At 46.6% G+C, this 25,282-nt stretch carries 22 protein-coding genes; 3 read left to right on the top strand and 19 right to left on the bottom strand.

Features of this window, described 5'->3' with window-relative positions; genetic code table 11:
• Positions 1 to 2 precede the first annotated feature (2 nt).
• The gene (gene ahpF, locus FQV30_RS00530; RefSeq protein WP_146498200.1) at positions 3 to 1,550 is read left to right on the top strand and encodes an alkyl hydroperoxide reductase subunit F; all 1,548 of its coding nucleotides are present in this window, start codon (positions 3 to 5) and stop codon (positions 1,548 to 1,550) included.
• 89 nt (positions 1,551 to 1,639) lie between these two features.
• Here ahpF and FQV30_RS00525 read toward each other — a convergent pair whose 3' ends face one another.
• The 3 genes from FQV30_RS00525 to FQV30_RS00515 all read right to left on the bottom strand — a co-directional run bounded on the left by FQV30_RS00525 (position 1,640) and on the right by FQV30_RS00515 (position 4,034).
• Complete coding sequence (locus FQV30_RS00525) at positions 1,640 to 2,122, bottom strand: nucleoside deaminase (RefSeq protein ID WP_146498199.1); 483 nt, start codon at positions 2,120 to 2,122, stop codon at positions 1,640 to 1,642.
• 70 nt (positions 2,123 to 2,192) lie between these two features.
• The gene (locus FQV30_RS00520; RefSeq protein WP_146498198.1) at positions 2,193 to 3,383 is read right to left on the bottom strand and encodes a DUF4317 domain-containing protein; all 1,191 of its coding nucleotides are present in this window, start codon (positions 3,381 to 3,383) and stop codon (positions 2,193 to 2,195) included.
• A 279-nt stretch (positions 3,384 to 3,662) separates the two neighbouring features.
• Entirely contained in the window at positions 3,663 to 4,034 is a 372-nt protein-coding gene (locus FQV30_RS00515) for a winged helix-turn-helix transcriptional regulator (RefSeq protein ID WP_146498197.1), read from the bottom strand.
• A gap of 219 nt (positions 4,035 to 4,253) precedes the next feature.
• Between FQV30_RS00515 and fdhA the strand changes: the two genes are divergently transcribed.
• Positions 4,254 to 5,468, top strand: coding sequence for a formaldehyde dehydrogenase, glutathione-independent (gene fdhA / locus FQV30_RS00510; RefSeq protein WP_146498196.1), 1,215 nt, complete (start codon positions 4,254 to 4,256; stop codon positions 5,466 to 5,468).
• A gap of 45 nt (positions 5,469 to 5,513) precedes the next feature.
• On the top strand, positions 5,514 to 5,933 hold the full coding sequence (locus tag FQV30_RS00505; protein WP_146498195.1) for a GlcG/HbpS family heme-binding protein: 420 nt from the start codon (positions 5,514 to 5,516) through the stop codon (positions 5,931 to 5,933).
• A gap of 383 nt (positions 5,934 to 6,316) precedes the next feature.
• Here FQV30_RS00505 and FQV30_RS00500 read toward each other — a convergent pair whose 3' ends face one another.
• The 16 genes from FQV30_RS00500 to FQV30_RS00425 all read right to left on the bottom strand — a co-directional run bounded on the left by FQV30_RS00500 (position 6,317) and on the right by FQV30_RS00425 (position 25,079).
• The gene (locus FQV30_RS00500; RefSeq protein ID WP_146498194.1) at positions 6,317 to 7,825 is read right to left on the bottom strand and encodes a DUF1846 domain-containing protein; all 1,509 of its coding nucleotides are present in this window, start codon (positions 7,823 to 7,825) and stop codon (positions 6,317 to 6,319) included.
• Positions 7,826 to 8,218: 393 nt separating this feature from the next.
• Entirely contained in the window at positions 8,219 to 8,698 is a 480-nt protein-coding gene (gene rlmH, locus FQV30_RS00495; protein ID WP_146498193.1) for a 23S rRNA (pseudouridine(1915)-N(3))-methyltransferase RlmH, read from the bottom strand.
• A gap of 90 nt (positions 8,699 to 8,788) precedes the next feature.
• A complete protein-coding gene (locus tag FQV30_RS00490) occupies positions 8,789 to 8,953 on the bottom strand; it encodes a CxxH/CxxC protein (RefSeq protein WP_146498192.1) in 165 nt (54 codons plus the stop codon).
• A 295-nt stretch (positions 8,954 to 9,248) separates the two neighbouring features.
• On the bottom strand, positions 9,249 to 9,752 hold the full coding sequence (locus tag FQV30_RS00485; protein ID WP_146498191.1) for a DinB family protein: 504 nt from the start codon (positions 9,750 to 9,752) through the stop codon (positions 9,249 to 9,251).
• 230 nt (positions 9,753 to 9,982) lie between these two features.
• Complete coding sequence (locus FQV30_RS00480) at positions 9,983 to 11,200, bottom strand: S1C family serine protease (protein WP_146498190.1); 1,218 nt, start codon at positions 11,198 to 11,200, stop codon at positions 9,983 to 9,985.
• 308 nt (positions 11,201 to 11,508) lie between these two features.
• On the bottom strand, positions 11,509 to 12,297 hold the full coding sequence (locus tag FQV30_RS00475) for an MBL fold metallo-hydrolase (protein WP_146498189.1): 789 nt from the start codon (positions 12,295 to 12,297) through the stop codon (positions 11,509 to 11,511).
• A gap of 12 nt (positions 12,298 to 12,309) precedes the next feature.
• Complete coding sequence (locus tag FQV30_RS00470) at positions 12,310 to 13,128, bottom strand: two-component system regulatory protein YycI (protein WP_255473269.1); 819 nt, start codon at positions 13,126 to 13,128, stop codon at positions 12,310 to 12,312.
• Complete coding sequence (locus FQV30_RS00465) at positions 13,106 to 14,428, bottom strand: YycH family regulatory protein (RefSeq protein ID WP_146498187.1); 1,323 nt, start codon at positions 14,426 to 14,428, stop codon at positions 13,106 to 13,108. The genes FQV30_RS00470 and FQV30_RS00465 overlap by 23 nt, the downstream gene beginning before the upstream one ends.
• A complete protein-coding gene (gene walK / locus FQV30_RS00460; protein WP_146498186.1) occupies positions 14,425 to 16,254 on the bottom strand; it encodes a cell wall metabolism sensor histidine kinase WalK in 1,830 nt (609 codons plus the stop codon). Before walK ends, FQV30_RS00465 begins: the two co-directional genes overlap by 4 nt.
• A 5-nt stretch (positions 16,255 to 16,259) precedes the next feature.
• Positions 16,260 to 16,967, bottom strand: a complete 708-nt coding sequence (gene yycF / locus FQV30_RS00455) for a response regulator YycF (protein ID WP_146498185.1) — start codon at positions 16,965 to 16,967, stop codon at positions 16,260 to 16,262.
• Positions 16,968 to 17,155: 188 nt separating this feature from the next.
• Positions 17,156 to 18,445 (bottom strand): M23 family metallopeptidase, encoded by a 1,290-nt coding sequence (locus tag FQV30_RS00450; RefSeq protein ID WP_146498184.1) that lies wholly within the window; start codon positions 18,443 to 18,445, stop codon positions 17,156 to 17,158.
• A gap of 451 nt (positions 18,446 to 18,896) precedes the next feature.
• Positions 18,897 to 20,183, bottom strand: coding sequence for an adenylosuccinate synthase (locus FQV30_RS00445; RefSeq protein WP_146498183.1), 1,287 nt, complete (start codon positions 20,181 to 20,183; stop codon positions 18,897 to 18,899).
• A gap of 131 nt (positions 20,184 to 20,314) precedes the next feature.
• Entirely contained in the window at positions 20,315 to 21,670 is a 1,356-nt protein-coding gene (gene dnaB / locus FQV30_RS00440; RefSeq protein ID WP_146498182.1) for a replicative DNA helicase, read from the bottom strand.
• Positions 21,671 to 21,682: 12 nt separating this feature from the next.
• Positions 21,683 to 22,132: a 50S ribosomal protein L9 gene (rplI, locus tag FQV30_RS00435; RefSeq protein ID WP_146498181.1), complete on the bottom strand. Its 450-nt coding sequence runs from the start codon at positions 22,130 to 22,132 to the stop codon at positions 21,683 to 21,685.
• Positions 22,129 to 24,105, bottom strand: a complete 1,977-nt coding sequence (locus tag FQV30_RS00430; RefSeq protein WP_146498180.1) for a DHH family phosphoesterase — start codon at positions 24,103 to 24,105, stop codon at positions 22,129 to 22,131. The genes rplI and FQV30_RS00430 overlap by 4 nt, the downstream gene beginning before the upstream one ends.
• 14 nt (positions 24,106 to 24,119) lie before the next feature.
• Positions 24,120 to 25,079: a YybS family protein gene (locus FQV30_RS00425; protein WP_146498179.1), complete on the bottom strand. Its 960-nt coding sequence runs from the start codon at positions 25,077 to 25,079 to the stop codon at positions 24,120 to 24,122.
• Positions 25,080 to 25,282: the final 203 nt, after the last annotated feature.

The following is a 25,282-nucleotide window of genomic DNA, read 5'->3' as shown; positions in this document are numbered from 1 at the left end:
AAATGATGCTAGATGCAGATATAAAAGCACAATTAGGGCAATATCTACAATTATTGGAAGGCGATGTGCTGCTTAAGGTCAGCGCAGGAAGGGACGATGTTTCGCGCGATATGGCAGCTCTAGTAGATGAACTATCCGCTATGTCGTCCAACATCCAAGTTGAACGCACGCAGCTAGAAAGAACGCCGAGCTTTAGCGTCAATCGCATCGGCGAAGACACGGGCATCACGTTCGCAGGGATTCCTCTCGGGCATGAATTCACTTCATTGGTGCTTGCGTTGCTGCAAGTAAGCGGCCGGGCTCCAAAGGTCGAACAGAAAGTGATCGACCAAATCAAGAGCATTGACGGCACATACCATTTTGAATCCTACATTAGCTTAAGCTGCCAAAACTGCCCTGAAGTTGTCCAAGGGTTGAACTTGATGAGTGTTCTCAACCCTAATATCTCGCATACGATGATCGACGGCGGAGCATTCAAAGAAGAAGTTGAACGCAAAGACATCATGGCCGTACCGACTGTGTTCCTGAACGGAGAAACTTTCTCCAGCGGACGCATGTCATTGGAAGAATTGCTTGCCAAGCTGGGCAGCGCTCCAGATGCATCCGAGTTTGCGGACAAGGAGCCTTATGAAGTTCTTGTAGTCGGCGGAGGCCCGGCAGGTGCAAGTGCGGCAATTTATGCGGCACGCAAAGGCATTCGTACAGGCATCGTCGCTGAACGCTTTGGCGGTCAAGTCCTTGATACGCTCAGCATTGAAAACTTTATCAGTGTAAAGCATACGGAAGGCCCTAAATTCGCGGCTAGCCTGGAAGAACACGTGAAAGAGTACAACATTGATGTGATGAATCTGCAGCGCGCCAAGCGATTGGAAAAGAAAGATTTCATCGAGATCGAACTTGAAAACGGCGCTGTCCTAAAAGGCAAAACCGTCATCCTTTCAACCGGTGCCCGCTGGCGTAATATCGGCGTACCTGGCGAGGATGAATTCAAGAACAAAGGGGTAGCTTACTGCCCACACTGTGATGGTCCTTTGTTTGCAGGCAAAGACGTAGCCGTAATTGGCGGAGGCAACTCCGGCGTCGAGGCAGCTATCGATCTTGCGAATATCGTAAACCACGTAACCGTTCTTGAATACAATGCAGCGCTAAAAGCAGACTCAGTGCTGCAAGAGCGCCTGCGCAGCCTGCCGAATGTAACGGTCCTGACAAATGCAAAAACCAAAGAAATCACAGGAACTGACAAAGTGAACGGCATTTCTTATGTGGATCTTGAAACAGGAGACGTAAAACATATCGGATTGTCGGGCGTATTCGTCCAAATCGGTCTTATTCCGAACACAGACTGGCTCGGCGACACCGTTGAACGCAACAAATTCGGCGAGATTGTTGTCGACCAGCGCGGAGCAACGAATGTACCTGGTGTGTTTGCTGCAGGAGACTGCACAAACAGCCCGTACAAACAAATCATCATTTCTATGGGATCCGGCGCCACTGCCTCATTGAGTGCGTTCGACCATCTCATCAGAAGCAAAGTACCTGTTTTGGTATAAGGAAGAACTGAAAAGATAAAAGGACTGTGGAAGAGATTCGATCTCTTGCCACAGTCCTTTTTGTTTTGTTCGCGGACACAAAATCCCGCTTACCGTTTCGCTTCATGCGACCGGCGATGGAGCTGATGGACCAGCTCCGCCAGCTCAGGAACCGGGCCATCCACTGCCGGATCCTTGATCACATCTTCAATGGCCAAATTCTGGACACGCGATGGCGCAACGCCCATTTCACTCAACCACCCGGCCAACTGCCCAGACGAACTTGCGTATACGATCCGTCCCAAGCCGACCCATCCATGAGCCGCCGCACACATCGGGCAATGTTCCCCGGAAGTATAAACCGTCGCCCTGCCTCTTTCTTCAAGTGCCATGTTATTTGCCGCCCACCTGGCAATCGCAAATTCTGGATGCTGCGTATGGTCACCGCCAGCCACGTGGTTATGGTCTTCAAAAAGCACTTCTCCGGCAGCTGAAACAAGTACGGATCCAAACGGCTCGTCCCCTTTTTCCAAAGCCGTTTCCGCCAATTCCACACAACGCCGCAAATACTCCAAATCCTTCTCACTGATCATGTTCGGCTCCTCCTCCTTGTTGTTCAACTGTCCTGCTCGCCGGGGATGCTTTAAAAACAATCAGGGCGGCCTATTCCAACTCCTCTTCCTGAAGCAGCTTGAATCCTTCAATCATCGTGTCTTCTTCCACCTCGATCAGGAGGCAGCGTTTGCCGTTGTAATTGACCTGTTTCACATACCGCAGATCTTGGGGACTGATTTTAATATCCGCCACTTTCGTGCTGATCTTGATGGACTTCGACGCGTAGCTCGGAATGACATGGCTGGCTTTCATTTCATAGCTTTTGTCTTCCACTACCTGCTGAAAAGCCCGCTCCACCTTTTCCGTACTGATGTCTTTGACGCCGCTTGCCTTTAAGACACGCGCCACTTCCACCGTATCCAAAGTCGGCGTATCCTCTTCTTCCTCGCTCTCTTTTTCCACGACCAGCATGTGATTGATCTCATCATAGACACCGGCAAGGGTTCTCGAATTGACTTCTTCTCCAATTACCGCTTTGACTATCTCTTCAAACACAGCTTTATCATCCTCGGCAGTCATGATTTCTTCGCCGTTCAACACACTCTCGATAAACTGGAAATCCGGGTTGTTCGCCTTGCTTGCGGCATAAATGATGTGATTGACGTCTGCTGCGTTGTCCGTAAAACTCGGGAACAGGAATCCACCGATCGGCGAAGCCAGTTTAATGACGGGATCCGCCAACACGTTCGACTTGAACTCCCGCTCGACAAAATCAAACACCAGCGAACTTTTCGGCAATTCGGTCTGGTTCAGGCTGCTAAGGATGAAAGGCGTCGTATACACTTCGTCCCGCATGTCGATTTCCGTTTCATCAGGCTCGCGTTTCGTCGTTTTGAAATACGTTCCGCGAATGAACGTGATGACCATGTCCTTTTCATACGTTCTGTCTTCAATCGTCTTCAAGGCGATGCGCTGCATGTTTTCTTTCCATTCATCAACGTCATCGGCCTCAAGCCCATCGTATAGGAGCCGCTGCGTATGGTCCGCCTGCCCTTCTTCCTGTCGCTGAAACTTTACCTCAAACAGCTTTTCATCCAGCTTTCCGCCCAATACCTTCTTGAAGTTGGCAAGAAACAGCTCCTGCTGCTCCCGGTCCAGCAAGGAAAACGAGCGGCTCTCCTCGTGGAAGATTTCAGTGGTTTCCCCTTTAATATAAACATTATAAATATCAGCGATTTTCAATAAATCGGTATCCAGCTTGAATCGTTTGCGTATATCCGCTATATCGTTCTTGTTCATTTTAATTCCAACTCCCTGGCTAAGTAAAATCCGTGCGATGCACAAAAAAAAGAGCATCTAAAGCTAGCGTGCAGCTTTTGACACTCTTTTATTATAGCAATGTTTTAGGTGAAGAAAGGAACACAACTCTTTGCTTATTATTAAAAGAATATTTTTATGAGAACTTTATTCATCTACGGTAAGGTTCACCGAAGCATATTTAAATGAGCTCTTTCAGTCCATCCTTCACGAATTAGCAAATACTTCTATAAACAAAAGAGGATTCCCTTGCAGGAATCCTCATACATTTTTGGTAATAGTGTAGTATTTTATATTTTCCTTTCCCCATTCGTACATCATCAGAACGATCGGCATTAGGCTTTCCCCTAAGTTTGTTAAAGAATATTCTACTCTCGGCGGAACCTCTGGAAATACTTTCCGATGGACAATCCCATCCTCTTCTAACTCTCTAATTTGAGTGGTTAATACCTTATGTGTAATTTTTGGGAGCAATCGGTTAATATCACTAAATCGTAAAACACCCTCTGTTGCTAAATGGTAAATAATTACGATTTTCCATTTTCCGCTAATAAGAGATAAGGTCAATTCTTTTTCACAATTAAATTCGCCGCTTTTAATTTTCCTTTTTATTTCTGTCCGTAAGTCATCCATCGGACTTCCCCTTTCCTTATGGCGCTTAAAACTATCCTTTTGGTAACCTTCTCACAAAAAAGTGCCTTCTTCCAATGAAAAGAATTATATTTTAGAATATACAGAATATAATGAATAATTCTATTGCCCCTTTAGTTGTTTCGCTTTCCATCTTTAAAGCAGGATGGGCATAAAGATCAGATCTTGTATTTGAAAAAAACAGGATAGGAGATGACAGGAATGGCAGGAAACAGAGCGGTTGTATACAGAGGTGCAGGAACTGTAACGGTTGAAGATATTAGTTATCCTGAATTAATCATCAGGGACGGCCCTGGGGTAAACCCTTTAAATGTAGGACGTAAATGTGAACACGGGGTAATTGTGAAAATCGTTACAACGAATATTTGCGGAAGTGACCAACATATGGTGCGCGGACGCACCACAGCTCCTGAAGGGCTCGTCCTAGGCCATGAAATTACAGGCGAAGTCATTGAAGTCGGCCGCGATGTTGAATTCATCAAAAAAGGAGATCTGGTCTCTGTACCATTTAATATTGCCTGCGGCCGCTGCCGCAGTTGTAAAGAGCGTGATACCCATATTTGCGAGAATGTAAATCCGGATCGTCCCGGATCTGCTTATGGCTATGTGGACATGGGGGGATGGGTCGGCGGCCAATCGGAATATGTAATGGTCCCTTATGCAGATTTCCAGCTGCTGAAATTTCCGGATAAAGATCAGGCAATGGAAAAAATACTCGATTTGACGATGCTTTCTGATATTTTTCCAACGGGTTATCATGGTGCAGTGAGTGCTGGTGTCAAACCGGGATCTACCGTCTATGTTGCGGGGGCCGGTCCTGTAGGTTTAGCCGCTGCCCACTCCGCCCAGCTTCTAGGAGCATCTGTTGTAATTGTGGGTGATTTGAATGGCGAACGCCTTGCACAAGCCAGAAGCTTCGGCTGTGAAACCGTAAACCTAAGGGAACACCCGGATCTCGGGGAGCAAATTGCTCAAATCTTGGGTGTGCCAGAGGTTGATTGCGCTATTGACTGCGTTGGCTTTGAAGCTAGTGGACATGGCGAAGGAGCTGGTGAAGCACCCGCTATTGTGCTGAACTCCATTATGCAAGTTACTCGCGCAGGCGGCCGTCTTGGCATACCGGGACTTTATGTAACGGGTGATCCAGGCGCTGTTGATGAAGATGCGAAAATCGGAACCTTAAAAGTGCGCTTAGGGCTTGGCTGGGCAAAAGCACATACTTTTGTAACGGGCCAAACACCAGTCATGAGGTACCACCGCGACTTAATGATGTCGATCTTAAGCGGAAAAGCACAGATTGCCAAAGCGGTAAATGCCACAGTGATTTCGTTGGATCAGGCACCTGGGGCTTATGCTGAATTTGATCAGGGAGCTTCCAAGAAGTTTGTCATTGATCCCCATGGAGTTTTTAAATAAGCAAGGTATTTTCTATGTGCTCATTAGAAAAGGAGGTTTGTTCTTATGTATAAAATTACGTTAGATTTAGCAAAAGAACTAATTGCGGGTGCGGAAGAAGAAGCAAAAAATCTTGGCGTTGCCATGGTTATTACGGTTGTAGATGATGGCGGAAATCTGATTGCAATTCACCGGATGGATGATGCTTGGCTTGCGAGTATTGATATTGCCCAAAATAAAGCATGGACAGCCGTAGCTTTGAAAATGCCTACAGCAGCCTTGGCTGATGCAACAGTTCCTGCAGCTGAACTTTTCGGATTAAATACGACCAATAATGGACGCCTTGTCGTCTTTGGTGGAGGGATCCCCCTTCTCGTTGAGGGAAAAGTAGTCGGAGCAATAGGCGTCAGTGGAAGTTCAGTGCCTAATGATGTTCAAGTTGCGGAAGCCGGCGTAAATACATTCAACAATCAACTAGCGCAATAGCAGACTTCTATCTTTCTTTTTTATTTAGGTACGATTGGTTCACTGCGGTTACTTTATAGGCGGTTTTATTTTTATTAAGTGGGAGCGTCGAATCAATTGTTGGCCGAATATCAAATTGCTCAGCCAACTTAAAAAGCTGTTCTAACGTTTCTTCGAGGTCTTGATGAGAGTATTTCCAAAGATTAAACCCTGTCAATATTGCTTGTTTTATGGCAAGATCCATAAGATTAGTGTTTGCACAGACATTCCGGCAGTTAATCCATTAATCTAAAAAGGTGTAGTCTTCTAATTAGAAGACTACACCTTTTTAGTAAACTCTATAAACGAAAAAACATCTGCCCTAGGCTTCTATGTAAGAAGAAAAAGGCAGACGTTTTCAAAACCTAATTGTAATACAGGTTCTCCGTTGGATATACCGGATCATTGGTGATGTCGATTCCAAGCTTCTTAAAGGTCTGCTCGTTTTCTCTATTCAATATAACCGTGGAATGCGCTTGTGTATCTTTTAAATTTGGCAGTTGCTTATAAGCCAGCTCAGAAGTAGGGTTGGTGACTGCACTGATTGCCAGTGCAATCAGCACTTCATTGGCGCTTAACGTCGGGACTCGGCTGTTCAAATCATCGGTTTTCAACCGTTGAATCGTTTGTAAAATCATCGGCGACAACAAATTAATTTCATCGGAAATATTGGTCAATTTCTTCAACCCATTCAGAATTGCGGCTGCCGAAGCATCCATCAAAGTTGTCGTTCGACCGGTGATCATCTCACCATTTGGCAGTTCTATCGCAATTATGGCTTGTAAATTCGTGCTGTCCATACTTTCTTGAATCGCTTTCGCATAATTACGGGCCGGCAATACAGGTGCCCGATCCTCTTTCTTTAAGTCAGTCTCTTCAAGAATCACTTGCATGTGGCGTACACTATCTTCATCGGCAAGCCCTTTTTTATAGTCGTTCTCTACGACGAAACTGCGCCGAATAATTTCCTGCTTGGCAGCTTCCTGCACGACCATATCGTCGGTAATGCCTGATTTCAGACGATTAACACCCATATCAGTCGGTGAGCTGTAAACAGACTCTTTACCAGTAATCCTTTCAATAATCCGTTTGATGACAGGGAACGTCTCAATATCACGATTGTAATTGATTGCTACTTTCCCGTATGCTTCATAGTGATAATTGTCAATCATATTAACGTCTTTCAAATCGACGGTAGCCGCTTCATAAGCGATGTTTACCGGGTGCTTTAACGGCAAGTTCCAAACCGGAAAAGTCTCAAACTTGGCATAGCCGACTTTATTCCCCAGTTTATTCTCATGGTACATTTGGTTAAGGCAGGTGGCAAGCTTCCCGCTGCCTGGACCAGGTGCCGTTACGACCACGATTGGCTTTGTCGTTTTAATATAGGGATTCGTCGCAAATCCCTCTTCCCCAAGGACCGCGTCCACGTTTGTGGGGTAACCTTCGATTTCGCGGTGCATACAGACGCTGATTCCGCTTCTCTCAAGCTTTGTCATAAATACTTTGACTGTTGGTTGTCCGTGGTAACGAGTGATCAAGACACTGTTGACAGAAATGCCATACGCCCGATATTCATCGATTAAGCGCAAGACATCTTGGTCATAAGTGATGCCGTAATCTTCACGGACTTTGTTCCGTTCGATGTCTCCAGCGTACACACAGATGATGATTTCCGCATTTTCTTTCAGCGTATGCAATAATTTGATTTTGGCATCTTCATCAAATCCAGGCAAGACACGCTTTGCATGTTTGTCGCCTATCAATTTTCCGCCAAATTCCAAGTAAAGTTTATCATACTGCTGCACCCGTTCTAGGATATAGGCAGATTGTTCTTGCAAATATTTCTCCGAATCAAATCCAATTTTTTTCATTCAATTCCCGTCCCGTCTTCTATACTTCAAGCTTTCTCTTAACCCGATAGATAAAAACGCCTTAAGTGAAAATACCAACTAAAATCCATCTTTTATCATTATAAAGCTTTTAAAAAAAAGGAAAATCGGTCCAATCGTTTCATTGATCGGGTTATCCTAATAGGCGCGATGGCCTTACCAAGGATGTATTCAATTAGAATAACGGAATTTAGACCAATGTTTAGCAAATCCAAATGATTAAAACCTGTTTCCCTTTGGATAGTTTTAATAACTGAATTAATTTGATTTATCGGTGTAAAGAAAACATTTGAATTCGGTTTAATAACTAGAGTGTCTTTAGGATTTGGACAAATCATGTATAAGTTAGAGTTTATTTAATAGTATAAACCTCATTTACTTATGATACGGTTCGCCCTTCATAATCCGAAAAGCCCGATAAACCTGCTCCACCAAGATCAGCTTCATCAGCTGGTGGGGAAATGTCATCTTGGAAAACGACAATTTCTCATCTGCCCGCTTCAACACTTCATCATGCAAACCAAGTGATCCGCCGATGACGAAGACCACTTTGCTGCGGCCGTAAGTCATGAGGGATTCCATGTCTTTTGCCAGCTGCTCGGATGTTTTCATCTTGCCGTCGATGGCAAGGGCGATGACATACGCATCCTGGGGAATTTTTGCGAGGATGCGGTCGCCTTCTTTCTTTTTGACAATTTCCATGTCAGCATCGCTTAATTGTTCCGGTGCTTTTTCATCTGGCACTTCCACTTCGTTCATTTTCGCATAGCTTCCAAGTCGTTTTGTGTATTCTTCAATTCCTGATTTCAAGTATTTCTCTTTTAGCTTCCCAACACTGATAATTGAGATATTCACAACTTATCCCCCTTTTACATTCCCTTTACAAACAAGTTATCCCCAAATGTTATCAACATATCCACATACTTTCCTACATCTTGTGCCCACTCATTCATTTGCCACAAGATACAATGCAGCTTCTTCGCAGTAATCACACTTTGTGGATAACTTTTTTTCGTCTGACAATTCTGTAAGAATAGGATAGCTTTTTGTTTCCGCTACAAACACGTCCAAAGCGTGCTCCACGTGGGTTTTACAGCAATTTATTATCATTTTTCCTCCCCCTTCCAAATTCCGAATATTCCACAAGGTTATGCACAATTTTTTTCTTTTTATCCACAACTCATTTTAACAGAAGAAAAGAGTAGCGGAAAGAAAAGCTTTTCAGGGTCTGTGGATAACGAATAACTCTTAAATCTATATAAAGTTATCCACACCCTTTTTTCTGTTTTTCCGAACAATCCACTCTTTCAAGCTAAAAATCTATTTTCATTTTCAAATAATATTTCACACTTTTTTTACATAGAAAAAGAGCTGAAAACCCTCTTAGGTTTTCAGCTCTTCCTTTTTACACTTCTGGAACCGGTGCTCCCATTGCCGCCCAATCTTCCATTGCCGGACCGTAAAGACCCGGAACTTTCAATCCGGCTTGGCGCATAAGCACCGTCATTTGTCCCCGGTGGTGGGTCTGGTGCAGCACCAACCCGGTCATGACTTGTGCAACAGTCCAATTGTCGCCATACATGTTCCGCTCTTCCTGTAATGTAGCATCCGTCCACTGTTCCTCTATTGCCTTTACCATTGCATCACTGGACCTGCGGTACGCATCCGCGATCTCTTTCGCAGAGTTCGGCACAGGCAAATCATCCGGCGTCGCTTCAAATTCCAGTCCTGCGTGGCCCATCATCTCCCCAAGTGTCGTCGTCAAATGCCAGCCGAGGCGCCCCAGCGTCCGGTTTTGTAATGTGATCTGCTGGTTCAGCGATTCATCCGTCAGCATCTCAAACACCTGCACCGTCATCGCCGCTTCCTGTTTCCAGTGCCCCAAAAAGTCTTCCACCGTTCTGTACATCTTTTCCCTCCTCAGCCAAAAATTAAAGTCGCTTAACTGATTCGAGACAACTCCTTTTTTTTCCTGCCACTGAAGGGCTTAGCGAAAACTCTCTTTCCATTCTTTTATATTTGTAAAAGGGCTCTGAGGATGGGATTCAATTATAGAATCACAACTTTGATATAAAACGATTCAACTTGCTTCCCATTAAATAAAAAAACTTGAAAGCAGATGCTTTCAAGTCTCCAACATCAAATCTCCGAGTTATCAACAAGCTTCAGTTCGAACGTCATTTCCTCGCCGTCCCGGTAAGCTTTCACCGTCATCGTATCACCGATCTTTTTCTCGTTGTAAAGATGCTGGCGCAGCTCGATGATATCGCCGACCGGCTGGCCGTCCATCTCGACAATCACATCATATTGCTCCATGCCTGCCTGTGCGGCTGCTGAGCCTTCTACGACTGTATCTACCACTACACCGGTCTTCACGTCTTCAGGAAGGTTCAGCGTCTCCTGACGCTCCCTTTGCGGTACTTGAATCAAATCGACAAGTGTTACGCCCATTGCCGGACGCACCATTTCACCAGTGGTTTCAAGGGAATTGATAACAGGCATCGCCGAATTGATCGGAATCGAAAAACCGATGCCTTCAACGGCGTCTGTCGCAATCTTCATCGAATTGATGCCAATCAGCTGGCCGGCCAGGTTGATAAGTGCACCACCGCTGTTTCCTGGATTGATGGCGGCATCTGTCTGCAATACTTCTGCTTGCCAGTCTTCCTGCCCATCCCCGTTCAAATCTACCGGTACAGCCCGGTCAGTGCCAGAGACAACCCCTGCGGTCACCGATCCTGAGAATTCAAGGCCCAGCGGACTGCCGATGGCAATGACCGTTTCCCCTTGCTTCAATGCATCCGAATCGCCAAATTCAACCGTTTTTTCAACACCTGCTCCGTCCATTTCCAATACTGCAAGATCCGTCCAAATATCGCTGCCGACAAGTTCCGCTTCGACTTTAGTGCCATCCGACATTGTAACTTCAAGCGCATTGGCGCCATCCACTACGTGATGGTTGGTCACCACAAAAGCACGGCCGCCTTCATTTTTATATATTACACCCGATCCTGTTCCAACAGCCTGCTCCTGCTGCTGGTCTTGCCCTTGGGAACCATTCCAGAAATTTGAGGACTCCTGAAGATTCGTTATTCCGACTACTGCATCCGCTGCTATGTCAACGGCTTCCGTTACATCAGTGGAGATGCTGACGGAATTTGAACTGGCAGCGCCTTCCGTATTTCCAGCTGCCGTCTCTGTCGCTGTATTGTTTCCAGGAGCCAGTCCCGGCACTGAAGAAAATAACAGCCACACGACCAGCGCCCCAACTAAAACTCCGGCAATAGCGGCTAAAAACGTCCCCGCCCGGCCCGATCTCCTGCTGCGGCTGGGCGGCGGATCATTATAATATCCCATACACTTCATCCTCCCATTGTCTTTACCTATATATAACCGTATTCCAACAGCGCTAATCAACCAACAGCCCGACAATTCTGTGAACTTAGACAAAAGAAAAAACCGGAAGCAAAATGCTCCGGCTGATTTTTATTGATTATTCTTCTAAATAGCATGCAGCTGGAATTCCCCTAATACTCTTAAAAGAAAGAGCGGAGGGCGGCGACTCCAGCGGAAAAACTGACTGCCAAGACCCCGCAGTGCGCAGCGCGAGGAGGCTCGGCAGTCAGTCCGCGGAAAGCGTCCGCCTGGAGCGATTTCTTCAACCTCTAAACTGTCACCAAAGGCGTCGGCACATTGGCGTCCGTATCGAGCAAATCGACATATTCCCCGACAATGATGCCTTTTGTCTGCAGCGTCTGCTCCACGCTCATGCGCGCCAAATCCTTCATATTGTTGTCTTTGCTCAAATGCGACAAATAAATGCGCGTCGGCTTTTCAGCCATCACTTCACTCATCGCCACCGCCGCATCTTCATTCGACACGTGTCCGACATCGCTCAAAATGCGCCGTTTAACCGACCACGGGTACCGGCCCATCTGCAGCATGCCCACATCGTGGTTGCTTTCAAAAACGAATGAATCCGCTGCCTGGATAACGCCTTTCATCCGGTCGCTGACATACCCCGTATCCGTGATAAGCGCCAGCTTGCGGCCGTTTTCATGGAATACATAAAACATTGGGTCAGCCGCATCATGGGACACCGCAAACGATTCGATGTCAATGGAACCGAATGTCTTCACCGTATCCATCGGAAAATGAAATCGCTGCTCCACCGGAACGGCACCTACAAGCCCGTCCATAGCCGCCCATGTTTTTTCATTGGCATAAATGGGCACGTTGTATTTGCGTGCCACAATGCCGATTCCTTTGATGTGGTCACTGTGCTCGTGAGTCACAAGAATGCCATCCAGGCTGCTCATCTTTTTGCCGATGGATGCAAACAGCTCCTCCATTTTGCGGCCGCTCAAACCCACATCCACCAAAAACGAGTGCTGGTCATTCTCTATATAAATAGCATTGCCGCTTGAGCCGCTTGCTAATACACTAAAACGCATATAAAAAACTCCTTATTTTACTGCTTCTTCCGCCTCTAATTCAACGATGCCGTTGTTTACCGCATTTATAAAATACTCTTCTTTCGTGCCATCTGCAAGTGTTGCGCTTATGCGCCATGTAGGCAGGAACATGCGGGCGTTTTCAGAAACCTGGACATACACCGAATACCCGATTTCCGTGGAATCAATCGTTGAATTCGCCGGCAGGACCCCTCTTGTGTAAAGCGTGTAAATCGCTTGGATCGGAGGAATCAATTCCTTCGGCTGTTCGCCCAATTCCACGTTTTCATAGATTGTTTGTTCGAATCCTGTCACTTCGCCTTCATCATTCCAGAAAAGCGTCAAGCGGCCATTGTCGCTATAGTAAAGGGTCTTTCCGTTGACCTTTTGAAAAAAGACGGCTTTGTTTTCAGCTTGGTTCATCTCCCAAAAAACATAAGCTTCCCCTTGGTCAATGTTCTCTTCAACAAAAGCCGTCAAAGTTTTTCCGTTCGCTTCAGCCCCTAAAGGCATCGGCTGCCTGAAATCCACACGCAGAAGATTTTCTCCAATGATGCGCCCCTGCTGATTGCCAGCGGGGATCTCACTGCTTTCGAATTCGTTCATCTGGGCATTGATATAAGGTTCGGGTTCAACGGATTCCGGAAGATTGCCGTAGGAAATGTTATCTTCCTTGAGCTTTTCTTCAACTGACGAAGAGTCGTTCCCAAGAACTTCTACTTTTTCATACTCCGTATAACGGTCCAAGTACAAAGAATACAAAAAGACATTCAAAATGGAAAAGACGATGATGAAAATGGTTTTGGTTTTACTCCAATCCAACTTTCCCACCTCCTAGCGCTTCTTCGGAAAGCTTTAGCCAAGTTCCTTCTATTTTGTAATACCAAGCCGCTTGGAAAGTGATCAGCTTCTCGCCCGTCTGCGTCAATTCGTAAACCGGCGAAATGTCCGTCACTTTTTTCCGTTCTTTTTCACTCAGGCGGCTGATGGCGTCTAGTGCAGCCGTCCCCGGTTCAAGCATTTCTGTGCTGGTCTGCGCCGTCGACTGCAATACATAGTATGGCCGGATATAACGGAAAACTTGCTCGGTTCCGTCAATCATGCCCCATTTCAGTTCCAATTCCGTGGCCGTTGATGTACTGAATACCGGCAAGTTATCTAAAAATAACCGGTAATAAACTTGCTGCGTGAGCGGTTCAATGCCAAAAAACCGGTATTCGTTGGTCCAGCCTCCGTGGTCGTTGACGTAATCAATCGTGCTGAAAATCAGTTCCGATGGAATTCCCGGATCTGATGTTTCGGCTCTTGGTTTGACATAGCTCAAACTTTTCCGGTTGTCGTCAAAACGCATGATTGCGCCCGTGTCATCCGTATATTTTTCATTTGTCGCATCGCCGGATGAATTCACATTGGATGGATTTTCAAACAAAGCGGAACGGAAGTTTTCATGCGTCACTTCTTCCAAAAGATAAGGATATACCACTTTGTTCATCGCTTTTTCCGGCACGTAAATCGGCAACTCACCAATGTCGTCGTTCGTGACATATACATCTTTTGCTCTGTCCAAAACGTCGGTTTCAAACTGGCCCACTTCGCTTACCGATACACTTCCTTCATGGACCCTTCCAGAGACCGAATTGATAAAATAGATCTTGATCTGGGTCTGTTCAATAGTGGCCATTTCTATGACAACCCGGTCAAACGAAGCTTCCGGAATCGTCTCATCTGTAATATTCACCATTGCATCGAATACCGGCAAAGGCACACTTCCCGGATAATATAAAATTACCCGGTTCGGCTGGTGCATATAGGACTGCAGTGTGTTCGCCGATGCCTTTTTTTCCTTTTCCGTCACATCATGGATTTGCCACAACTTCATCGAAGTGAGAAGCGGATCAATGCCTTTTCGGTTGGTGGTCCCAGTTACTTTATCTTCTTGGTGGTACAGCACTTTAGTCGGCCGGACCACTTGTTCGACGGTCCGTTTGTCCCCGATTGAAACATCCACTGCGGGTGTCGTTTCAATCAGGTCAAACGAAGGGGTAAACGTCCAGATGGTAAAAGTCAAAGCGAAACTGAGAAGAATAAGCAAAAACAAAACAACCGATTTTACTTGTTCAACGTATTTCATTCCCACTCACCTCCATCGTCTATTTCAAAAGGCAATGTGAAGAAGATTGTTGTCCCTCTTCCATAGGCGCTCTTCGCCCAGATAGAGCCACCGTGTGCGTGGATCATTTCTTTTGAAATGGCCAACCCGAGTCCGGTGCCGCCCATTTCGCGGGAACGCGCCCGGTCCACACGGTAGAAACGGTCGAAAATCCGTTCGATATTTTCTTTCGGTATACCCATTCCCTGGTCGCTGATCCGGATTTGCAGCGCCCCTTCTTCCACCGTCATCGCGAAACGGATGGTTCCGCCTTCAGGCGAATATTTCAAGGCATTGGAAATGATGTTGTCGATTACTTGCGTCAATTTATCCGGATCAATCTCAACAAAATACTGTTCCTCCGGCAAATGCCGCTCGAAATGGACATTTTGCGATTTCGACATCTCAAAGCGGTCGATGATCCGGTTGAAGAATCGGTTGAACTCAATGATTTCTTTGTTCATCTCGGTTTCACTGGAATCCATTTTGGACAGCTTGAGCAAATCGTTGACAAGTCGGATCATCCGCTCGGTCTCTGTCTGTGTCACGTTCAAAAAGTTCGGTGCAAGATCCGGGTCTTGCCAAGCGCCTTCAGCAAGAGCTTCCAAATAACTGCGCATCGTCGTCAGCGGCGTCCGCAATTCATGGGAAACGTTCGCCACAAATTCCCGGCGCTCCATATCGATTTTTTCCTGCTCTGTATTATCGTGCAAAACGGCAATCAGGCCGTTTACAAAGCCCGTTTCTTTTTGGATGACCGAAAAACTGGTCCGCAGCAAGGTGGTTTGATCTTTCGTACTGAAATCGAGCGTTATCGTTTCTTTCAGGTGAATCAAATCTTCAAACGTATATTCTGAATCCAGGCCCAGCACCATTGTCAGCGGGCGGTTGATGACCGTTTCACGTGAAACATCCAATAGCCGGAGCGCTGGGTCATTGATCAGGATAACGCGCCCTCTTCGGTCGGTCGATAGAACGCCATCCGTCATATTCGATAAAATGGACGCCAGCTTGCGCCGTTCACTTTCCGTTGACTGCTGGGATTCCTGCAATCGGTTGGTCAAATGATTGAAAGCCCTTGCCAACTGGCCTATTTCATCATCTCCGTAAACCCGCACTTTCCTGGAGAAATTGCCTTTCGCCATGGCTTGCGCTTGTTTCCGCATATCCGATATCGGCCGGGAAATGGTTTGTGCCACCAATACCCCTAATATGGCAGTTATCAACAGCGAGATGGCTGTACCGCCGGCCAAAATGGAATTGATTTCATCCATTTGGTCGTAAACATTTTCAATGACCGCTTCGCTATAAAGAGTACCGAGCAGTTCACCGCCAGCCGCTTTGATCGGCTGGACACGGACCCATACCCGGTCGTTCGGCCGGTCCTTGGTGACATACGTTCTTTCCTTCACTTTTTCCTCGGTCGTCGACTGCCTCACCAATTCATGCGTTGAGCGCTGGCCGACCAGGACTTGGTTGTCGGCCTCAGAAGACGCCAATATGTTATACCGGGAATCGATCACCCGTATTTCATTGACATCATCCGATTGAAACCCATTCAAGACAGAACGAAGGCTTTGTTCCAAAGTCAAATCCTCATCGGTCCGGTTTCTGACCATTTCTTCCCGGACGCTGAATTCGATGATGTTCATGCGGTCTTCGATGGAATTTTGAAAGTTCTCACTAAGCGTTTCTTCAAGTTGCTGCGCAAAATAAAGGCCGATTATCTGCATCGCCAAAACAATCAGCAAGATGTAAATCAGCACAAATTTCACGTGAATCGATTTAAAAAAACTAACTTTCTGCATTTATCCTACTCCTGTTCAGGATTTCGCAAATAATACCCTACACCGCGGCGTGTCACAATCCACGTCGGATGGCTTGGGTTGTCTTCGATTTTTTCGCGCAAGCGGCGAATTGTCACATCCACTGTACGTACGTCCCCGAAATAATCATAGCCCCACACCGTCTGCAGCAAATGTTCACGTGTCATCACTTGGCCGATGTGCTTCCCAAGATAATGGAGCAATTCAAATTCACGATGGGTCAATTCAATGGTTTCTTCGCGTTTCAAGACCATGTAAGCATCGGGCTGAATCGTTAAAGAGCCTACTTGGATTTCATTCGATTGAGGGCTTTCGTCTTCCGTCGGCACAACGCTTTGACGGCGCAAGTTCGCTTTTACCCGCGCAATCAATTCCCGCGTTGAGAATGGTTTGGTGACATAATCATCGGCGCCAAGCTCAAGGCCCAGCACTTTATCGATCTCCGAATCTTTCGCAGTCAGCATAATGATCGGAAAATCGAACTTTTTGCGGATTTCGCGGCATACTTCCATGCCGTCGCGATTCGGCAGCATGATATCAAGCAGCATGAGATCCGGCAGAATTTCTCCGGCCAATTTGATGGCTTCATCTCCATCATAGGCACATACCACATCGAAACCTTCTTTTTTCAAGTTAAATTGCAGAATATCTGCAATCGGCTTTTCATCGTCTACAACTAAAATCGTTTTGCTCATCGTTATTCTCCCCTCTATTTCCCGGCCTTTTCCGGCACGAAATTCTACCCGTTTCTTATTCATATCTCCCTATACTTTATCACTGTTGAGGCTGTTTCGCATCTCTTACTCTTTTCAAGGTATTTCCCGGGAAATAAGGGGGAAATGGAAAAGAGACCAACCCCGAATAAGGCCAGTCTCCTATTTCTTCATTTGATATAACGCAGAGGATTTTTCGTTTTCCCGTCCAATGAAATTTCAAAATGCAGATGGACGCCGGTTGAACGGCCGGTAGACCCCATCTTCCCTAATTTTGTTCCCGCTTGGACCTTTTGCCCTTTCTTGACATCAATCGACTTCAAATGGCCGTAGATTGTTTCATAGCCGTTTTGGTGGTCGATGATGACCCGGTTGCCAAGCGTGCCTGCTGGGCCTGCTGCTTTGACAATGCCGTGGTCTGCCGCTTTGATGGCAAATCCTTCAGGACGGGCAATATCAATGCCGTTGTGCCAGCGTCCCCAGCGCTTTCCTCTCTTGCTGGAAATATAGCCGCCTTCCGCTGGCCATTCGAATTTCCCGGTGCCTACAGATGGCAGTTCTTTTGTTCCTTTCAAGACCACTTCGCCGACCGGTTTTTCGGTGATTTCCATAGCGGTTTCTTGCCGTTCCACTTCTTGGCCGTTTTCTTCCCGAATCGCAAACGTCAATTCTTTCTTGCCGTCTTTGCCTTCCACTTTGACTTTTGACTCGCCAATATAAAGGTTCCCATCTTCTTTTTCAGCGGTATCGTGCTTGTAAACTTCTTCGATTTTCTGTTCTTTGCTGACATGGACGTTTACTCCCCGTTCATTCAACAGGAACTCGACCGCTTGTTCGACAGCCATCACTTGCTCCGGCGCCGCCTGCAGCGAATAGCCGGAAATTTTTTCGCCGAACGCCAAACCGGTTACACGCGTCTCTCCCGCTTTCAATTCGGGAAGTGTTTCAGTGGAGTCCTGGGCGGCTTCCCATGCTTCAAGCTCTTCTGGAGAAACAAACGCCAGCTTCAATTGGCGGACGGTCTCATCATAAGCTTTCTGGTCCTTCAAATAGACTGCAATTTCATCATTGACCGCAAGGGCGAATGATGCCGCTTTAATGGCCAAGTGCTGGTTGAGCTGCACTATTGTTTCCTGTTCATTCGGGACAGCCGATTCAAAAACACGTTCCTCTATAATGTTGAAATCTTCACTTGGCTGAAGATTCAAGTTCTCTACCGGAACGTCCACTTTTTCAATTTTCTCTTCGATCAACAAGTCGACCGATTCCTCATGTGACACAGCGCCGATATAATCGCCGCTATTATATAAATGAAAGATGGTTTTCAACTCATCTTCGTTTGTCGGTTTGGCAGATGCTGGGTGGACAGTAAAGCTTGCCAACAGCAAAACAAATACTATGGCCGCTTTCAAAATGAGCGAGCTGCTGAAAGGCATGCCCGTTTTGTCAAAGTAGTTCATTGCTTCTTTTGTGACCCCTTCCGTAATTGCGGCAGCGCCGCTCTTAAAGCCTCTTTTTCGGATAACCTTTCCTACTCTAACACGTTCCCATTTCGAATCAGCTTGCACTCGCTATTCGTAAAGAAACCGTATTATTGGAGGCAATAATTTCTATTCAGTCGGGATAACACAAGATTGCTGTCCATTCAAAGGCCTAAAATTTCTGTTTCCGCTTCTGTTAAGCTTTAAAAACAAGCTTGTCTTCTGTCATATTTGTCATATTTCCATTAGGAACAGCGTTTGAAATGTGGCGGTTTTGTTGCAGTATCCTATACAAAGAAAAAGAATTGCCAGAAAGCCGCAGCTGATTTGCAGAATAATAACTTTCGTCCCTTGGCGCCTCTAAAGAATTCCCCAACAAGCAAAAAAGCTGAAACCGCTATAACGGTTTCAGCTTTTTTGTTAACTTTACTTATCGCCAAACGCTTGTGACGATGTTCGTTTGGTTGCGGTCAGGCCCTACTGAGAAGATGGAGATTTGCACGCCAGTAAGTTGTGCAATGCGCTCCAAATAGTGGCGGGCATTTACAGGAAGTTCATCCAATGATTTGCATCCTGTCACATCTTCTGTCCAGCCTGGAAGCTCTTCATATACCGGTTCGCAATCCGCCAGCATGCGCAAGTTCGCCGGGTATTCCGTGATCAGTTCCCCTTGGTAGCGGTAAGCCGTACAGATCTTCACCGTTTCAAGGCCTGTCAATACGTCAATCGAGTTGACAGTCAAGTCAGTCAAGCCGCTGACGCGTCTTGCGTGGCGCACCACGACGCTGTCAAACCAGCCGATGCGGCGCGGGCGTCCTGTTGTCGTTCCATATTCTTTTCCGACTTCACGGATTTTGTTTCCGACTTCATCAAACAGCTCGGTCGGGAACGGTCCGTCACCAACGCGGGAAGTGTAGGCTTTACATACACCGATAACGTGTTGGATAGCGGTTGGCCCTACTCCAGCACCGATTGTAACGCCGCCAGCTACCGGGTTGGATGAAGTAACGAATGGATATGTACCTTGGTCGATATCAAGCATGACCCCTTGGGCGCCTTCAAACAGCACACGGCGTCCATTGTCTACAGCGTCGTTCAACACTTTTGAAGTATCGGTAACATACTGCGCAATTTCCTGGCCATATGAATAATACTCTTCCATGATTTCTTCAACCGTAAATCCGTCTGTTTCATAAAACTTTTCGAACATGCGGTTTTTTTCATTCAAGTTCATGCGAAGCTTCTCTTCGAATACTTCATGGTCCAACAAGTCCGCCATACGGATGCCGACACGCGCTGCTTTATCCATGTAGGCTGGCCCGATGCCTTTTCCAGTGGTACCGATCTTATTTGCGCCGCGGCGCGCTTCTTCCACTTCATCCTGTTTGATATGGTATGGCAATATGACGTGCGCACGGTTGGAAATGCGCAAGTTTTCTGTCGTGATGCCGCGTGCGTGCAAACCTTTTAGTTCTTTTACAAGCGCTTTCGGGTCCACGACCATGCCGTTGCCGATCACTGAAATTTTGTCTTTATAAAAAATCCCCGAAGGAATCAAATGCAGTTTATACGTTTCTCCGCCGAAAATAATAGTATGGCCGGCGTTGTTCCCGCCTTGGTAGCGCGCAATCACTTCTGCGTGCTCAGATAGAAAATCGGTGATTTTCCCTTTTCCTTCGTCTCCCCATTGCGTTCCTACTACTACGATTGATGTCATCGTCCGCACCTCCGTTAGGCATATGCCCTATCTCAAACCGTGTTAATTGTATCAATGAAAAGCGCTTCAGTCAATCAAAATCAAAAGAAAACACGAACGTAAAAATGTGTTTTCACATTAAACGTTCGTGTTTAGTATCCGTCTCCACCTTCGTGCTGGCTCCAGTCGATGGTGACGAATTTGTTGTATTCTTTTACGAAAGCCAGTTTTACAGTACCGGTTGGGCCGTTACGCTGTTTCGCTATGATGATCTCAATCACGTTCTGGTCTTCGGTTTCTTTGTCGTAGTAATCTTCACGGTATAGGAAAGAAACGATATCGGCGTCCTGCTCGATACTTCCGGATTCCCGCAAATCCGACATCATCGGCCGTTTATCCTGGCGCTGTTCCACACCCCGGGATAACTGAGACAAAGCGATAACCGGAACTTCCAGTTCACGCGCCAATCCTTTTAAAGAACGGGAAATATCCGATACTTCCTGCTGGCGGTTTTCTCCTGCGCGCCCTGGTCCTTGGATCAACTGCAAATAATCGATCATGATCATCCCAAGGCCATGCTCTTGCTTCAGGCGCCGGCATTTTGCCCGGATGTCATTGACCCGGATCCCTGGCGTATCATCAATGAAAATTCCCGCATTGGAGAGGCTCCCCATTGCCATCGTCAATTTCCGCCAGTCTTCGTTTTGAAGCGCCCCGGTCCGCATGATTTGTGCATCGATGTTTCCTTCGGCACAAAGCATCCGCATGACCAGCTGCTCCGCCCCCATCTCCAGACTGAAGATCGCGACGTTTTCATCTGCCCGTGTCGCCACGTTCTGGGCGACGTTCAAGGCGAATGCAGTCTTACCGACAGAAGGCCGCGCCGCTACGATAATCAAATCGTTTCGCTGGAACCCTGCCGTCATCTTATCAAGGTCCCGGAAACCTGTTGGAATTCCTGTAACGTCCCCTTTTCGTGTGTGCAACAACTCGATATTATCATACGTTTTGACCAATACATCTTTAATATGGATAAAGTCACCGGCATTTTTCCGGTTTGATACTTCCATCATCTTCTTCTCTGCTTCAACGAGCAATGCGCCTACTTCATCTTCACGCGTAAAGCCGTCTTCCACAATTGACGTTGCCACACGGATGAGCCGGCGCAAAAGCGCCTTTTCTTCCACGATATGGGCATAATGCGCAACGTTTGCCGCAGTAGGCACAGCATTGGCAATTTCCATCAAATAAGACAATCCGCCGACATCTTCCAGCTCTTTTTTCACAGACAGCTCTTCGGTCACCGTTACCACGTCAATCGCTTTTCCGTGGTCTGACAGCGTCAGCATCGTCTGGAAGATTTTTTGGTGCGCAATGCGATAAAAATCTTCCGGCATGACGATTTCCGCTACGGTAATCAGCGACTGCGGTTCTAAAAAGATGGCCCCAATAACCGATTGTTCGGCTTCTTGGTTATGCGGAGGAACTCGATCTATTGTTTCGTTCATCGGTGCATCTCCTTACGCTTCTTCAGTTACGTGGACTTTGAGCGTAGCTGTTACTTCTTGGTGGATTTTCACCGGAATATTCGTGTAACCCAGTGAGCGGATGGCGTCATCCAGCTCCATTTTGCGTTTATCGATTTTGATGCCGTGCTTTTTCTCCAATTCGTTTGCCACTTGCTTTGTCGTAATCGAACCGAACAACCGGCCGCCTTCGCCTGATTTTGCTTTCAGTTCAACTGTCAAAGCTTCAAGCTTGTCTTTCAGTCCTTTCGCTTCCTGCAATTCCTGTTCAGACAGCTTTTGCTCTTTTTTCTTCTGTCCGTCCAACTGGCTGATAGCTGCTTGGTTGGCTTCAATGGCATAGTTGTTTTTCAACAAGAAGTTGTGTGCATAGCCATCCGCCACGTTTTTGATTTCGCCTTTTTTGCCTCTGCCTTTTACATCTTTCAAAAATATAACTTTCATTCGGTTTGTCCCCCTTCATAATGTTCCTCAATAGCATTTTTTAGAAGTTCAACGGCTTCTTGGACCGTTGCATCCGATAATTGCGTTGCGGCATTTGTTAAATGGCCACCGCCGCCAAGGTTTTCCATAATTAGCTGAACATTCACTTCTCCAAGCGAACGGGCGCTGATGCCGACGCCATTTTCCCCGCGTTCTGCAATAACGAAAGAAGCGTTGACGTCTTTCATCGTCAGTAAAATATCGGCCGTTTGTGCAATCAGCACAGGGCTGTAAATTTTTCCGGGTTCGCCTTTGGCAATAGCGATGCCATCGGCCACGAATTCGACCGTTTCAACGATTTTCGCGCGTTCTAAATACGTTTCCATATCTTCTTTCAGCAATCGTTGAACAAGAACTGTATCGGCTCCGTTTGCCCGTAAATAGGAAGCTGCTTCAAATGTACGAGCCCCGGTGCGAAGTGTAAAGCTTTTTGTATCGACAATGATTCCGGCAAGCATGGCGGTCGCTTCAAGCATCGACAACTTTTCATGTTTCGGCTGATATTCGATCAATTCAGTCACAAGTTCGGCCGTCGAGGAAGCGTACGGTTCCATGTAAACCAGCATCGTATTGGTGATGAATTCTTCGCCTCTTCGGTGATGGTCGATGATGACCACCCGCTCCATTCGCTGAAGCAGCCGTTCATCAATGACCATGGACGGTTTGTGGGTATCCACAATGACTAACAGCGAATTGTCGGTCATTGTGGCAATCGCTTCTTCCGGTGTGATGAATTGATTGAACAAAACTTCATCTTCTTCAATTTCTTTCATCAAGCGCATGACGCTGCGGTCGTATTCGTCGAAATCCAGCACGATGCTGCCTTTTACTTTGTTCATTGCAGCCATTTTCGCTACACCGACCGCAGCTCCAATCGCATCCATATCGGGCATTTTATGGCCCATGATGAACACTTGGTCACTTTCCTGGATCAAGTCTCGCAATGCGTGCGAGATAACGCGTGCCCGAACCCGTGTCCGTTTTTCGACCGGGTTCGTCTTGCCGCCATAGAATTTCACTTTGCCGCTTGGGTTTTTGATCGCCACTTGGTCGCCGCCTCGGCCGAGAACTAGGTCAAGGCCGGACTGCGCCATGCTGCCAAGTTCAACGAGAGAAGCAGATCCCGCTCCCACACCGATGCTTAGCGTCAGCGCCAAGTTGTCTTTTGACGTCACTTCGCGGATATCATCTAAAATCGCAAATTTTGATTTTTCCAGCTCTTTCAAAATGGACTCGTTGAAAATCGCCATAAAGCGGTCTGATTGAACACGCTTAACGAAAATCCCATGCTTTGCTCCCCAGTCGTTGATCAAAGATGTCACCAGGCTATTCAGATTGCTGCGGGTCTGGTCATCCATTCCCTGCGACAATTCATCATAGTTGTCGATAAACAAAATCCCGATCACTGTCCGGTCTGCATAATACAAAGTTTCGATTTCCACTTGTTCTGTAATATCGAACAAGTAAAACAGCCGGTCGTTCACTCTATAATAGACCCGATATTTGCGGTCGCCCAATGTGATAGTGGTCTCTGTTGCTTCATTGGATGTTGTCAAAGGAAGAAAATCTTCCGATAAAGAAAACAAGGATTCGCCGATCAGTGAGTCATACTCCAATGTAGACGTCATATACGGGTTGGCCCATTCAATATCAAATTCTTCATTTACCAGTAAAATTCCGATTGGCATTTCAAGCAACGCTTCTTCTCCGACTTTTTTCATCCGGTAGGACAGCGTCTCAATATGCTGCTCAGTCGCTTCATAAGTCTTCTTCTCTATCACCCACGCAGCGGCAAAAGCGATGCCAAACAGCAGGACAAAAATTCCCGCTATCCATTCCGACCTGCTTGAAATCAGAATCGCTGCGGCTAAGCCCAGCAGCAATAGCGCAATAAGCGGATATCGAAGTTTCCTCTTTCTAAAAAAAGCCGACATTATTCTTCAGCTCCTCATTTTCCTTTAAACTCGTGTGCCCGCTTAACCCACCCCCGGATATCAAATCCGAGATCCACGATTCCGACTATGCTCGTAAACGATTGCAGCGGCAAAGCAAGGAAGGTAACGATAACCGCCACCCACTTCGGCCAGCCTTCCTGCTTGATGTAAAAGTGGTAAAACGATACCCCTTGCAGGAATAACAGCATTTGAAGCAGCACGGACGCATTGATAAAGATCATATAAGCCATCGTTCCAGGCTGGAAATCAGACAGCATGGAAGCCAGCAATACGATTAAGTAATACCATAATACACTTTTCGGCAGTTTCATATCCCGAAAAGGCGGAAATTTCGGCACCGCCGTACCAAGCCGCTTTAACACCGGCAAATAGAACAACAACATCAGCCAAACGAGAAGGAAGACAGAAGCGACGAGCAAAGTAGGCAGCAGTGTTTCCACTAAAAATTCCATGTCGCTGACCGCTTTGTTGTATTGTTCCATTTGATCCGCGGTAGCGCCCAAGCGCCCAAGCAAATCCCCAGCCCGCGCATACGACTGCTGCATCATTGTAATGGATTCTTCCAGTACATTGATGCCAAACAGTACGATTGATGCCATATACTGCAGCATGGTCGAAATGAGCAGGACAATTCCTGCACATAAAAACATGAATAGTTTGCTTTTCCCGTAATGAATGGAAAGACCGATCGAAACCCCGAGCGGCACGTAGACAAGCGCCAGCGGCAGAGATAAAAGACCGCCCACGATAAACGATAGGACCAAGCTGACGACTGCTAAAAGCAAACTGGGCCTCCATGGATATTTTGCGCTGTACCAAGCAATCGGCAATCCCAAGAATAAGGTGGTGATGACATTCAACAGAGGCACATATACTGAAATTGCCAGCAATACAGTAAATACTGCCGCCATCATCGCACCGTTAGTAAGTTGTCTTGTTTGTTGATTTTGCATTCGACTATTTTTCCCCTTCTTTCGGGTTTATTTCATCCTTCCAATTGTAACATGATTGGGGAACGTGAACAAAAAAGCCGACGGCGGACAACTGCCTTCTCTTCATAAAAACGCGAATAAAAAAGAAGACCGGTTTCCCGGCCTTCTTGTGTTTTAATCTTATCTTTCTTCCGCAACAAACGGTAGAAGTGCCATGATATGAG

Origin of the sequence: Planomicrobium sp. CPCC 101110, from assembly GCF_007859395.1 — a bacterium.
In the GTDB taxonomy this organism is placed as follows: domain Bacteria; phylum Bacillota; class Bacilli; order Bacillales_A; family Planococcaceae; genus Planococcus.
Note: the sequence above shows the minus strand (reverse complement) of the source record. Positions and strands in the feature narration are given on the sequence as shown.